We start from the raw sequence: 12,879 nt of genomic DNA on the forward strand, positions 1-12,879 counted from the left end.
CAGCCGGCGGTGGCACAATGCGCAGTGGGCTGCCGCACCCCGCGTCCGGTTGCCGCACCGTTTTTTGTTGTTCGTTCGAGAGAGCCGAGTGTCCGTCGAAATGCCTGTTCGCCCGGCGCCCGCCGATGTCCCGCCGCCGCATGCGTGTCGCGAGGGGTGCGGCGCGTGCTGCATCGCCCCGTCGATTTCCAGCCCGATTCCGGGCATGCCGGACGGCAAGCCGGCCGGCGTGCGCTGCGTGCAGCTCGGCGACGACCTGCGCTGCCGGATCTTCGGCCGGCCCGAGCGGCCCGCCTGCTGTTCCGGGCTGCAGCCGTCCGCCGAGATGTGCGGTGCGTCGCGCGACGATGCGCTCGCGTGGCTCACGCGCCTCGAAGTCGCGACGCAGCCGTCCGGGGGCGCCCGCCCGGCGCGGTAGCGCGCCGCCGCCGCGCCGTGCGGGCACCGCGTCGGACGCCGTCAGCGCGCGCATGGAACCGCCAGCCCGCGCCGCCGCACTAACGTGGGTCCATTGCCCCGCCATGGGCCGGAGCCGATAGCCAGCCTGCCGCTCCGCCCGACACAGGAGATTTCCAGCATGACCGCACCTTGCACGCCCGGCCGGCGCCGTTTCCTCGCCGTCTGCGCCGGCGCCATCGGCGTGTCGGTATCGCTCGCCGCCTGCGCGTCGACGTTCCCGTTCATCCCCGATCACTACACGTTCTCGCGCGGCGACGTGCAGAAAGCCGTCGCGCGCAAGTTTCCGTACCAGAAGACGGTCGCGCAGGTCGTCGACGTGTCGCTCGTGAATCCGGCCGTCAACCTGCTGCCCGACCAGAACCGCGTTGCCGTGCAGCTCGACGCACACTTCGCGAGCCCGTTCCTGCGCGAACCCGTGAGCGGCAAGTTCACCGTGTCGGGCCAGCTCGCGTACGACGCGCCGAGCCGCTCGGTCGTGCTGAAGGCGCCGGCCGTCGACAGCCTCGTGCTCGACGGCGACGCGCAGATGTATGCGCAACAGGTCGGCGCGGCCGCGGGCCTGCTCGCGACGCAAGTCCTGACCAACTATCCGATCTACACGTTCAAGCCCGAACAACTGCAATTTGCCGGTGTGAACTACGAACCCGGTACAATTACGATTCTTACAAACGGCATACGCGTGGCGATCGTCGAAAAGTGACGATGCACCGCGCGCGGCCGGGTGGGCCGCGGCGGTAATGCGGCCCTTTCTTTCGACCACTTCGGAGTTGGGCCACGGATGGACTGGATCCTGATCTGCAAGGCATTGATCCTCGGCGTTGTCGAGGGGCTGACGGAATTCCTCCCGGTATCGAGTACCGGTCACCTGATCGTTGCCGGCAGCTTCCTGAACTTCAACGACGCGCACGCGAAAACCTTCGACGTCGTCATTCAGTTCGGCGCGATCCTCGCCGTCTGCTGGGAATACCGGCAACGGATCGTATCGGTCGTGTCCGGCCTGCCGGGCCGGCCCGACGCGCGGCGCTTTACGCTGAACGTCGTGATCGCGACGATTCCCGCGATCGCGCTCGGCCTGCTGCTGGAGAAGAAGATCAAGGCCGTGTTGTTCTCGCCGGTGCCGGTCGCGTTCGCGCTCGTCGTCGGCGGCGCGATCATCCTGTGGGCCGAGGCGCGGCAGCGCGAGCGCAGCGAGCCGCCGCGCGTGCAGTCGATCGATGCGCTCACGCCGCTCGATGCGCTGAAGGTCGGCATCGCGCAATGCTTCGCGCTGGTGCCCGGCATGTCGCGCTCGGGCTCGACGATCATCGGCGGGATGCTGTTCGGCCTCGACCGGCGCGTCGCCACCGAATTCTCGTTCTTCCTCGCGATTCCGATCATCTTCGGCGCGACGCTCTATGAAACCGTCAAGGACTGGCAGGCGTTCACGGTCGACTCGATCGGCCTGTTCGCGCTCGGGCTCGTCGCGGCGTTCGTCAGTGCGTTCGTCTGCGTGCGCTGGCTGCTGCGCTACGTCGCGACGCACGATTTCACGGTGTTCGCGTGGTACCGGATCGCGTTCGGCCTGTTCGTGCTGCTCGTCGGCTATAGCGGGTGGCTGAACTGGGCGTGACGCCGGGGTGACGCGGGCGCGTATCCCATGCAAAACGGCCCGATCGGCAGATGCCGGTCGGGCCGTTTTTTCATGGCGCGGCGCGCCGCGTGCGATGCGCCGCTGCGGCGGGATTCAGCTCGCGCGCTTGCGGAACACCAGATCCCACACGCCGTGGCCGAGCCGCAGCCCGCGTCGTTCGAACTTCGTCACGGGGCGGTAGTCGGGGCGCGGCGCGTAGTCGGCGGCCGTGTTTTCGAGCGACGGATCGGCGCCGAGCACTTCGAGCATCTGTTCGGCGTAGTTCTGCCAGTCGGTCGCGCAATGCAGGTACGCGCCGGGTTTCAGGCGCGACGCGAGATGCGCGACGAGCGGCGGCTGGATCAGCCGGCGCTTGTGGTGGCGCGCCTTGTGCCACGGATCGGGGAAGAAGATGTGCACGCCGTCGAGGCTTTCGGGCGCGAGCATGTGCTCGAGCACTTCCACGGCGTCGTGCTGGATGATGCGGATGTTCGGCAGGTCCTGCTCGCCGATCAGCTTCAGCAGCGCGCCGACGCCCGGCTCGTGCACTTCGACGCCGAGGAAGTCGTCGCCCGGGCGGTGTGCGGCGATTTCGGCGGTCGATGCGCCCATCCCGAAGCCGATCTCCAGGATGCGCGGTGCGCTGCGGCCGAATATGGCGTCCCAGTCCGGGATGTCCGGTGCGTACGGCACCACGAAGCGCGGGCCCAGATCGTCGAGCGCGCGGCGCTGGCCGGTCGACACGCGGCCGGCGCGCGTCACGAAGCTGCGGATGCGGCGGCGGTGCAGCGGATTGACTTCGTCGGCGCCGTCGGCGGCTTCGTCGGGAAGGGCGGCATCGTGCGGCGGCTGGCCGGCTTCGTTCGGATCGTCGTGCATCATCGGTGACAGAGAAAGGCTGGGTTCGGGCGAGGGCCCCGTTGCGCAGCAGTGTGGCGGATGAACCGGCACATGGTACAAAAAAGCCGCCTTCGACGAGGCGGCTCATGCGCAGGCTGCAGTGCAGCAGAAAGTGGAGCGGGCGATGGGAATCGAAGGCTCCTACAGCCGCATCCGCAACACTTTGATTTATAAGGAACATGGAGCGGGCAGCACTACCCCATGTCGGATACAAGTGTAGGAGTTTACCAGAGCATTCATGCTCGACAAACTTTTAGGGCGTCGAGGTCGTCGGGACCGGTGCTCGAACCACATGGACACGGGGATGGCTATGCGCAACTTCGTATAAGGATTGACGATCCGTGGGCTCGATTGAAGGACGCGATACCTTGGGTTGGTCGCGGCAGCCCTAGGACCTCCTACTTTTTTGCGAGGCCCGGCTTGTGCGCTCGTCGGCGTTCTGAGGATGGACGTTCGCGACGCTAAGCGAGCCAGGCACGGGGAGCATCCCGAACTGTGAGAGAGAGTTTGGAAAGCGCTCCCTAGCTCGCTCATCGGGTCTGATACCCGTATCATTCGGCCGAAGAACCTAGCCGAGTGGATGGTATGGCCACTATTGGGAATGACAGAATGACGGACAATTCGCATCAGCAAGCGGATGATCAGACGCCCGAAGAACCTAGTGCGCCGAATTTGGACGAAATTATCGATCGGGGCGCACTCGGCCCTGAGCCGTCGGAGTCGTATCTCGAGCGCCTGCGGATGCTCGACGAGATTGTGCGTGAGTGCATCTTCGTTTCTCGTTCCTATGGGGGCATTTCGTCGCCCACCAGCCAACATTTTTATGCGTCAGTTCTGTTCACGCTCATGATTACCAAGTGCGTGAGTCTTCTGATGCTCGCACCGCACACGCCTTGGGCTGAGAAGAAGATCGAGCATTGGGACTATAGCTCGATGACTGGCATTGCTCGCACAATCATCGAACTGCGTGTCGCTTTCTATTATCTGTGCGCGGATCAATGCCCCGAGGACGAATGGCAGTTTCGCTGGAATTTATTTAACCTTCACGATTGCACATCGCGAATCCGCATGTTCGAGGCGCTTGAAGATGCACAACAGGTAGAAGCTTTGCGCGAGACTGCGGAGGAACTTCGATCACGCTTACTCGCAAATCCATTCTTAGCCACCATCGACAAGAAACACCACAAGCGCCTGCTTCATGGTCAGACCGCCTACCTTATGCCAATGGAAGTTATCGCGGAGCGTGCCGGGATTGACCTGAAAACCTTCCGCTGGCTCTATGTGCTGTTTTCGAGTCATGTCCACGCACTGCCCATGTCATTTTATCGGATCGGTCATGCTGGAGACGACCGGGGGCGCGGGCTCCCAAGTCCTTCGGAGGAGGGGTATTCGGCGCTTTGTTTGAGTATGACGGCTACAATTCTCGTTGCGACGAGGGACAACATTCATGACCTGTTTGCGGGTTACAAGTCACCACCACCGCCTTTGGAGCCAGATGTTGCCGAATTGATGGCGAATCCTCCAGCACTTGCTATTGGCGAAGAGCATCTTCACGAGGCTTCGGACACGCTCGCCATGCGCTTCAAGAGAACAGGTGAGATGGCCTACAAGACGACTTTCATATATCGACCGACTGGCGATGAGATACTTGAGCGTGACGATTCTGAGCAGGATGGCGCCGAACTGAAATATTTTGATCCGTATTTCTGGAGTGTGAAACTCAACGGAGGTCCCGCAACGGGTGAGGCTCTAGAAAAGGCGCTCGCTGGGGCGCATGCGTTTCGCATTGACTATTCGGCACGGGAACTGCTGTTCAAGACGGCCGAAGGGTAGGGAATGGACAGATAGTGAGCACCGCCTTTTCGTCTATCCGTAGTTCTGCACCACTAGATCGGAAGGTCAGGAACTGTGGAAGAAACGTAAGCGAGATTTCCGCACATCGAATAGAGAATCGTTCGCAACCCGTGGCCGAGCGCTTTCGCTCTGAACGCGCACTAACGCGGCAATACGATTGACCTGGCGCCGATCAGTGGCGCGGCGGATTCTGACTGAGACTCGTCTTTACCGATCGTGAACGGACCGATGATGGTCTGGATATAGTCGAACCATTTTTCGCCGAGTTTATTCACGAAGGCGTCGAGGCCATCCGACGCACGGTCGCTATACATTGGCGCCCATACAAGACGCGGAACATTGGAGCCGGATAACTCGACATACCGATTTACGGTCATGTAAATGCAGCAGTCGATAGACGAATAAGACGTGGAAAGAATATTTCCCATCAAGGCTCTCACTCGATCGGGACCTAGGGACGCAAACCCGTCATTTACTACTATTGCTATACCGCTGTTGGACTTGATTTTAAAATATTCTTTTGTCTCTTTGATTTGTGCGTTTGCCTTCTTAAGTATGCGCGTCAAAGGTGGCCTGAAGAGGCGGACGTATTCACGAGCGAACCACTGTGGCTCGCCTTTGCCACCAAACAAAGCAGGTCGCCACTCTGGGTCCTCAGCGACAACTCTTTGCATAAGCTCATCAAATCCCTTGGTGAATGCCTGGGAATTGGAGAACTCGGTTTCTATTTCTTTTAGCTCTGCAATAACGCCGTCTTCAAAGAAGGCAAAGTCGGCATTTTGAAAATTACGAGGCTGTGGAATTAGGTCTTCAACTACGGACCCACCGACATGTGCAACAAAGTCCCTCCACGTCTTTTCCACGGGAACGGGGTTATGTGGGCCTGTGTCCCAAAATCCAGGAATTGATGCCATGTTTGCCCTTGTTGTTTAAGTTCGCCCGCAGGCTGGTCGGCGGGCGACTTTGATCAATATACCTCAGCAAGCAACAGTGGAGGTGCTGCGACGAAACAACTGCTCCGTGGCAGCATGCGCCTTCCCCCGGATGCCACGAAGACCCGATCAAACCGGAGGGAACTTCTCTTTCCGCGAGCCCTCCTGTTCCGGAGCCATCCTGAAAGACGGGGAGAAAGACCTAGGGGCGGCGCTAGCCGCCCATGGTTACCCGGATACCTCGTTACTCGGTTACTGGCTACAGGCTACGGAACGCGGGTTTCTTGTAACTCGCTGATGTTATTGGGAAATTATCGGTTCAGCTATCCCTTGACGTATCCCAACAACTATCCCGGAATGTATCCCGGATACTATCCCGAGTTCTGCACCACTAGATCGAAAGGCCCAGATACTTCTCGATTGCATCGACCTTGCGTTTCATGGCCCGCACGTCGATGGGCTTGTTCCCGTGCATACGAGCAACAAGTGACGCTAGCTCGTGCGGTGGGGCGTCGCGCCCGAGCAAATCCATCGCGACGCACACATCAATCCAACCTTCGATGTGGCTGCGCATGTTCCGCTGGCGGCGTGTTGCGTTAGTTAGCTTACTGCGCCGCGCAGCCTTTGAGCGGTCGAGTCGCTTCCATTTTTCGCGCGTCGCGTCTGACTGTATGGCTGCAAGCTCCGCGGCGGTTGCGACATCGATACCTAGCGCTTTCAGCTTTCGTTCGCTCGTCCACTTGGCAAGCGCGAATTCCGTGGCGCCCTTGAAATCAAACGACTCGCCAGTGAAAAGCTCGCGGAAGTCCAGTTCCGTGTCGATCACATATCGGTGTCCACGTTCGTGCAACCAGTGGCAATCGATAATTTGACGGTCTCGCCCTAGAAACTCATCGGGTCCACCTGCGGCGCATATATGGGCAGGTTTTGGAAGTGGCCGAAAGCGAGGGGCAATCTTGCCGCGTCGGTTGAGCGCAAGACCGAGTTGACTAATTTCTACGCGGTGCTGCATGTAGCGCGCAGATGTCGTCGGCGAGGTGAGTGGGCCTGTCAACTCGCGCAGCTTGCCGAGGAGTATGTGGTCGTCCACTTCAGCTAGATGTTCCCATTCATCGCATGGGAACTCGTATGGCCGCGACTCGGTGCGGACCGCAATGCTAGCCGGTCCAACGAGCTTGAGTTGGGACGCACGCGGATGAATCGGTATCGGCAGATCGTCAAGCAGCGAATCCAGGTTGTCTGGCTCCTGCGTAATCATGTCGCGCTGGATCGCTGCTGCGTTCATTTTGATACTCCGGCCTCACTTAAGCTGCGCTCAAACCGATCGCCAATGGTCTCGTAGCCGGGTGCAATGCGCTTGATTCCTTTGACGAGATCATCCGGGCCGTAGCTCGCGAGGAGGTTCGTGCCCAACGCCCATTCCTTACTGTCGCGCGGAAGTTGTTCGAGCCATGTTCGCAGTTCCCAAAGTTCTTCGATATGTGAGGACAACAAACGGTTGACGATGCCCGACTCGGTGAGTTCGGTTGCGTCGGCGAGCCAGGAGAGAAGTTCAGCCGTGGACGTATCCACGGCCAGAGTGATGCGGCGCTTGTCGGTAGCCATGATGTAGTTCCAGAGAGTGATGGGAAACAGCAAATCACACTATATCACACCGGTGTGATATAGTGTGATTTGCGGGGCGTTGGATAATGACCGGTTTCCTACACCTCTCCGCCAGCGGTTGTCAGGATGTTGGAAATATAGCCCTTGGCTTTTCCAACAGGCCGTCCTAATCTGGCAGCGTTTTCTGACAGGGGCGGGCGCAAAATGGCGATCTTTGGATACGGACGAGTCTCAACGGGGCAACAGACGACCGAGAATCAACGGCTTGAACTAGAGGGAGCCGGGTTCGTCGTGGATTACTGGTTCGCGGATCACGGGGTCAGCGGTAAGACATGCGCAAGCGAGCGTCCGGAGTTCGGTCGATTGCTGGAGAAGATTCGCGATGGGGAAACGTTGGTCGTTACGAAACTCGATCGACTCGGGCGTGATGCTGTGGACGTGCTGCAAACCATTCGTGCGCTTGAACAGCGGTCGATAAAGGTGATCGTGACTCAGTTGGGCCAGACCGACCTAACGTCACCCGCCGGGAAGCTGCTGCTGTCGATGTTGGCTTCGGTTGCGGAGATGGAGCGCGATCTATTGATCGAGCGAACGCAAGCCGGACTGGCCCGTGCGCGACAGGAGGGAAAGAAGCTCGGCAGGCCGTCCAAAACCACGCTAGAGCAGCGCCGCGAAATCCGCGAAGGGCTCGGGCGCGGGGAGTCGGTGAGCGCCTTGGCGCGCGCCTATGCTATTTCCAGGGCTACTGTCATTTCGATCCGCGATTCGACTCTGAGCGAGGATGGGTAAAGGGTTGCCGTGCCTGCGACGTTGCGAAAAATGAGTGTCCAGAGTTTTACGACACGTCCGGCCTATTCCGACCTAGAGCAGTTTCTCCAGCAATCGCGGTAAAGTGGCCAGTTGATGCGCGGGCTATACTGTGCTTAATAACTGCACGTGCAACAACCGTGGGCCTTCGGTGATCATAGGATCCACCGATCTGGGCGTTAGGTGGACAATATGGTTGCGGTTTGTTTTGATCTATTTTTTTGTTAAAAGGCACAAATAATATCCATGCGGCTTGATACAGGCGAAATTAAGAAAATCCGTGAAGAATTTATGAGGCTCATGGACGAAGAACATCCTGAGCAGATTTATCAAAAATACATGGAAGATAACACTGCACTTATTCCTCGGGAATTTGTGCAGAATCACGGCATTCATTTCGATATGGTATTTCGAAAGATATCGCTTGCGAGGGATTATGCTCCAGATTTTTTTTACTTGTCAAAAAGTTCTGCGGATTGGAATCTCGTTTTAATTGAGATAGAAAAACCGCGTTCTCGTTATTTTAAAGATAATTCAAACGACCTTCATCCGGAATTTCTGGCAGGATTGGACCAAATTGCCCGATGGCGAGCATGGTTTGATAATTCAGCAAATTTTACGGGATTTGTTGATGGAACCATCGCGCCGGTTCGAGTTCCGGAGATGATGCGACGGAACAAGTGCCATATTAAGTATGTTCTTGTCCATGGTCGGCGGTCGGAGTTTGAAGGTAATGAGTTAAGGCGTGGTCTCATAAGGGCTAGAGAGGCCGATGATTTTCATATAATTTCCTTCGATAGTCTGTTAGAGTCTTTGCATACAAAGGAATCACTCTACCTGTGCGTTCGAAAGAATGAACATGTGGAAATTATTTCAAAAAAATTCATCGACGAATCGGTTTTTTCGTGGATGGATCCGAGTCAATTGAAAATAGTGAATGAGCTCCGCGAAGATATTATTCGGAACAAGAGCCGCTGGTATCACCACAGGTCTGAAGGCGGAATGGTGCTAGACCACGTGCTCCCAAAGGTGGGTTGTTGCACCGTCTAGCAAGGCATCAAAAATAACAGCTAATAGCGCGGCTTAGTTTTCAATGGTGCCAACTATTTTAATTTTCTCCGTTGTCCACTTGTGACCGGTTTTTTGCTTCAGGGATCGACGATTGATCCCTTAAATTGTCTCGCGAGCAGATAAAAATCAGACGCAGCATCTGAATACGCGGCGTAATTCGAGTCGGGGGAGGCATGAGCCAGCGCCGCCCCCGCGTTCTCCCCTCATTTATCGGGTATTCACTTGCTCCTTGTTGGCGATCTTGACCATCTTGCCGTCTTTGTCAAACAGGATGGCGAGGTTCGAAGACGTGCCGCCGAACATTGATGCTTGCGAATACACCCACTGTTGCAACGTGCCGCCATTCGACGTTGCGTTCGTCGCCGTTGGTGCGCCCAGCTTCTCTTGCGCTTGCTGCATCGTCGTCACGCCCGGAATGAATTGGTCGGCGTCATGGATGTCGAATTTGTTCCCCATTGTCATGCAGGCGGTCAGGCTCAAAGCGAGAGCGCCCGCCGCGAATGTCTTTCTCATTGGTCAAGTCTCTTGTCGTGGTGGGCAGCAACAAACGCAACAAGACATGCCCGGAATCTGTTGCGCTATGGCAGCGCTGCGTTTCAGTATTGAGAAACGCAGACTTTGTAAACGGCGCGCTGCAATTCATCGGGCTTGGCGTCCCGCTCGTGTTTGTAGACCAGATCGAGTGCGCCCATGTAGATCCCTCGGAAGTCACGCCGCCAGTCGGGCGGGATCGTTTTTAGGTTTGACTCGAACTTTGCTTGCTCAGTCGCATAGGGCACACCATCGTCCCTGTCTCGGGCCATCTCCAGCGCCATGCGGCTAATCTGAAAACAGATACCCTCGCTGCCAGCCCAGGCGTGACCGGTCGCTACCGGTCCACACATCAGCGTCAGTAGCAGTGGCGCGGTGATACGTCTCGCAGACCGGTGGTTCGCATGTTGTTTTGTCATTTGCAGGGTGGCCGCTTTCAGGGTGGCCATTTTTAGGGTGTGTCGCGATTATACGTGCCCGCCAACAATGCCGTGCATGACGGCAAACACATCACTCAGGAATCGCTTCGGGGCGAGGGTCCGAGAACTGCGGAAAGCTACGACGGGGTTGAGCCAAGAGGCTTTCGCCGACAAGTGCGGCTTCGTGCGTAGCTACATGGGGAAGATCGAGACCGGGAAGGCGAATCCATCCTTGGACTCGATTCAGACGATCGCCGATGCACTGGGCGTGCCGGTCAAGACGCTATTTGAGGAGGACGGTGCGGAGGGCGCACCGTCGGTTCAGGACTAGAGCGGGGGCCAGCTAGCCTTCGCGCCGCTCGCTTCGCGACGCACGCTATCCTTTTGACGTTCGGCGCATCGAATGGCCCGGATACCCTCTGACGCAATGAACGGCGCGATGCCGTCTACTTCAGGGAAGGTAAGCCCATTGATGACTGCGACCAACTGGTCCGCATCCCGGTCCTTCGCATAACGGTTCCAGCTTTCAGTGTCTCCGCGCTGATGCCCTGCAATTTGCGCCATCACCCGTTCCGGGGTGCCTAGACGTTCGGTTGCGGTGAGGAACGTGTGTCTGAACGAGTGAAACGTCTTCATTCCGTTTCGTTCGATGCCGAGCGTTCGTCCCAAGAATCGTTCATTGAACCAAGAACTGGCGGGTTTACCGTAACCTTTGACCGCATCTCGTTTGAGTTCCGGGAATAGACGGGTGTAGCCTGCTTTGCGAAGCGTCTGGACGTATTCCGGCAGCCCGAGTTGGACGAGCCTGTCGTGTAGCGGGACGACGCGTAGCGCATTGATCGTCTTGAGGGATTTGTCGCTCTCGTCAACTTTGTCGGGCCCCATGAGGTTGAAGTCCAGATACCACACGCCGCCGTCCGTCTGGTGGATGTCCGATAGGTATAACTGGCAGAGTTCGTTGATTCGTCCGCCAGTGAAAAGACCGAGCAAGGGCAACCAGTAGTAGTGCGGACGCCAAGTAGTCCAACCCGTGCGGTTGAATGAACCCGCGCCGGTAGCGAACCACTCCTGCGTGAAGATCAACGACAACTCCTGCGACATAAATGCGTGTCGCTCGTCCTGAGCGCGCGGCGCATTGAACCGCCCATCGCCACGCTTGTAGTCGGACGCGGGGTTGAACCGGAGCATGTGCTTACGCTCGCCGAACGCGAGGACTTCGCTAAGGCGTCCAATGTGCCCCTTGATCGTCGCTTCCCGCTTGCGTTCTAGTCCTTCGCGTTCCGCAATGCGGATTAGGTCGTCGAGCGAGTCGGTTCCGAACCGGCGCTTGGCTAGATAGATATCGGAAGGCAGTTGCGCCAAGCGGCTGGCGTATTGGTCGATAGTCTCCAGTTCAATTTCGCCGAGTTCGGGGTCCCCCATCAGGTCACGAAACAGACCTGCTTCTGTAGTCATGCGCCGGGTTTGATCTTCGCCCCATGTGCGACTTCGCGCGTAAAGCTCGAAGAGGCCCCAGAACCGCTTCTTGCCATGCTTGGCCGTGATCGGATCGAATACGACTGGCGTTGGCTCAATGCTTGTCGGGAAGGCGGCTGGGGCAGCGCCAACGGTTGCTGACGGGCTTGGGACCGGCAGCGCAGGTATTGGCGCGCTCGAAACGATCGACGGCGCTGGCGGGGCGGCCGTGGGCGCAGGGCTGAGTGACGCAACGAGCCGGGCGCGAACCTTCGTGACGGCCGTTTTGAGAACGATGCAACGAGCGAGGTCGATGGCTATCGGGTCCTCAAGAAAGACGCCCGCCGACTTGCCGTCGCGGAACACGCCCTCTTGAGACTCCCCGGCAGTGACAACCTGTTGCAGCGTGGCCCGAGGCTCGAGGAGCCGCACGGCTCCGGTGTGGATTGTTCGCTCGCCGGTGGCTTCTACTTCATTCCAGATGAATTCCCCGCCGAAGTCCCGGTCCAGGTCGTTGAGCACGGGCACCCGCCAGCAGGGTTGTCCGTGCAGGTGCGTGAAGACTTGCGCGCAATCGTTGAGCAGTTCATTTGCCAGCAGGCCCGGCTCCATACCGATGGTCCGGGCGGCGTCCGCAAGGGGAATCATGCCCGCGCCGTCGAGCAGCGGGTTTTCCGCCCTCAGTTTTTCGATGTCCAACGTCATGAAGTGCTCGCGCCAATGCGACTGAATCCGGTGGGCGACGAGTTTAGCGGCTTCCCAATCCCGGAGTCGGGTGGACGCATGAATTTCGTTCTTGCCGACTGCTGCGCGCAACCGCTTGGGGACGACGAGCCGGACAACATAGATGCCGCTAGGGCGACGATAGAGGCAGGAGATTTGAGTCACCGTAGGACGCCGATGTAGGAGTCTTGCGGAGATGCTCGTCTGGCACGCACGTAACCCAGTGGCATCAAGGGGCTAGGTGGTGTTTGGAGCGGGCGATGGGAATCGAACCCACGTCATCAGCTTGGGAAGCTGAGGTAATGGCCATTATACGACGCCCGCAGAACGCGTAATTCTACAGGGTTTGGCGGCCGTGTTGCAAGCGAGGCGTTTTGGCCATGCGCAAACGCACTGCGCGTTCCTCGATGGCGGCCCCATTCCCCGGCGATTCCGCGAACGGGGCGGGGCTGTCACGAGGGGCTGAACCAGAACCAGAGATAGCGCCAGGGGCACTCACGCGAATCCGGTCAAC

14 protein-coding genes and 1 tRNA gene are annotated in these 12,879 nt (G+C 58.5%); 7 read left to right on the forward strand and 8 right to left on the reverse strand.

The window, feature by feature from the left end:
* Nucleotides 1–100: 100 nt before the first annotated feature.
* The 3 genes from BME24068_RS23815 (at nt 101) to BME24068_RS23825 (ending at nt 2,068) form a co-directional block, all read left to right on the forward strand.
* Nucleotides 101–418: a YkgJ family cysteine cluster protein gene (locus BME24068_RS23815; protein WP_096503770.1), complete on the forward strand. Its 318-nt coding sequence runs from the start codon at nt 101–103 to the stop codon at nt 416–418.
* Between the two features lie 159 nt (nt 419–577).
* Nucleotides 578–1,159 (forward strand): DUF1439 domain-containing protein, encoded by a 582-nt coding sequence (locus BME24068_RS23820; RefSeq protein ID WP_096503487.1) that lies wholly within the window; start codon nt 578–580, stop codon nt 1,157–1,159.
* 78 nt (nt 1,160–1,237) lie between these two features.
* Entirely contained in the window at nt 1,238–2,068 is an 831-nt protein-coding gene (locus tag BME24068_RS23825; protein ID WP_096503489.1) for an undecaprenyl-diphosphate phosphatase, read from the forward strand.
* 114 nt (nt 2,069–2,182) lie between these two features.
* Here BME24068_RS23825 and trmB read toward each other — a convergent pair whose 3' ends face one another.
* Entirely contained in the window at nt 2,183–2,950 is a 768-nt protein-coding gene (trmB, locus tag BME24068_RS23830; RefSeq protein ID WP_096503491.1) for a tRNA (guanosine(46)-N7)-methyltransferase TrmB, read from the reverse strand.
* Nucleotides 2,951–3,577: 627 nt separating this feature from the next.
* Here trmB and BME24068_RS23835 point away from each other — a divergent pair.
* On the forward strand, nt 3,578–4,801 hold the full coding sequence (locus BME24068_RS23835) for a DUF5677 domain-containing protein (protein ID WP_203368165.1): 1,224 nt from the start codon (nt 3,578–3,580) through the stop codon (nt 4,799–4,801).
* A gap of 161 nt (nt 4,802–4,962) precedes the next feature.
* Here the strand turns inward: BME24068_RS23835 and BME24068_RS23840 are convergent, their stop codons facing one another.
* From BME24068_RS23840 to BME24068_RS23850, 3 genes are all read right to left on the reverse strand, one after another.
* On the reverse strand, nt 4,963–5,736 hold the full coding sequence (locus BME24068_RS23840) for a hypothetical protein (RefSeq protein WP_174927607.1): 774 nt from the start codon (nt 5,734–5,736) through the stop codon (nt 4,963–4,965).
* A 409-nt stretch (nt 5,737–6,145) separates the two neighbouring features.
* On the reverse strand, nt 6,146–7,039 hold the full coding sequence (locus BME24068_RS23845) for a hypothetical protein (RefSeq protein WP_174927608.1): 894 nt from the start codon (nt 7,037–7,039) through the stop codon (nt 6,146–6,148).
* On the reverse strand, nt 7,036–7,359 hold the full coding sequence (locus BME24068_RS23850) for a hypothetical protein (protein ID WP_174927609.1): 324 nt from the start codon (nt 7,357–7,359) through the stop codon (nt 7,036–7,038). Before BME24068_RS23850 ends, BME24068_RS23845 begins: the two co-directional genes overlap by 4 nt.
* A gap of 204 nt (nt 7,360–7,563) precedes the next feature.
* On the opposite strand from BME24068_RS23850, the gene BME24068_RS23855 reads away from it, so the two are divergent.
* Nucleotides 7,564–8,148 (forward strand): recombinase family protein, encoded by a 585-nt coding sequence (locus tag BME24068_RS23855; RefSeq protein ID WP_174927647.1) that lies wholly within the window; start codon nt 7,564–7,566, stop codon nt 8,146–8,148.
* A 264-nt stretch (nt 8,149–8,412) separates the two neighbouring features.
* On the forward strand, nt 8,413–9,216 hold the full coding sequence (locus BME24068_RS23860; RefSeq protein WP_174927610.1) for a Shedu immune nuclease family protein: 804 nt from the start codon (nt 8,413–8,415) through the stop codon (nt 9,214–9,216).
* Nucleotides 9,217–9,444: 228 nt separating this feature from the next.
* On the opposite strand, the gene BME24068_RS23865 is transcribed toward BME24068_RS23860, so the two are convergent.
* Together BME24068_RS23865 and BME24068_RS23870 are read right to left on the reverse strand one after the other, a co-directional pair.
* Nucleotides 9,445–9,750: a hypothetical protein gene (locus BME24068_RS23865; RefSeq protein WP_239007975.1), complete on the reverse strand. Its 306-nt coding sequence runs from the start codon at nt 9,748–9,750 to the stop codon at nt 9,445–9,447.
* A gap of 83 nt (nt 9,751–9,833) precedes the next feature.
* On the reverse strand, nt 9,834–10,217 hold the full coding sequence (locus tag BME24068_RS23870) for a hypothetical protein (RefSeq protein ID WP_174927611.1): 384 nt from the start codon (nt 10,215–10,217) through the stop codon (nt 9,834–9,836).
* A gap of 46 nt (nt 10,218–10,263) precedes the next feature.
* Here BME24068_RS23870 and BME24068_RS23875 point away from each other — a divergent pair, with 46 nt between their 5' ends.
* A complete protein-coding gene (locus tag BME24068_RS23875) occupies nt 10,264–10,518 on the forward strand; it encodes a helix-turn-helix domain-containing protein (RefSeq protein WP_076605870.1) in 255 nt (84 codons plus the stop codon).
* Here the strand turns inward: BME24068_RS23875 and BME24068_RS23880 are convergent.
* Together BME24068_RS23880 and BME24068_RS23885 are read right to left on the reverse strand one after the other, a co-directional pair.
* Nucleotides 10,515–12,530, reverse strand: coding sequence for a site-specific integrase (locus tag BME24068_RS23880; protein ID WP_174927612.1), 2,016 nt, complete (start codon nt 12,528–12,530; stop codon nt 10,515–10,517). The two genes, BME24068_RS23875 and BME24068_RS23880, sit on opposite strands and share 4 nt — an antisense overlap.
* 84 nt (nt 12,531–12,614) lie before the next feature.
* Nucleotides 12,615–12,689, reverse strand: a tRNA-Gly gene (locus tag BME24068_RS23885).
* Nucleotides 12,690–12,879: the final 190 nt, after the last annotated feature.

The organism is Burkholderia anthina (genome assembly GCF_902498995.1).
GTDB lineage: Bacteria > Pseudomonadota > Gammaproteobacteria > Burkholderiales > Burkholderiaceae > Burkholderia > Burkholderia anthina.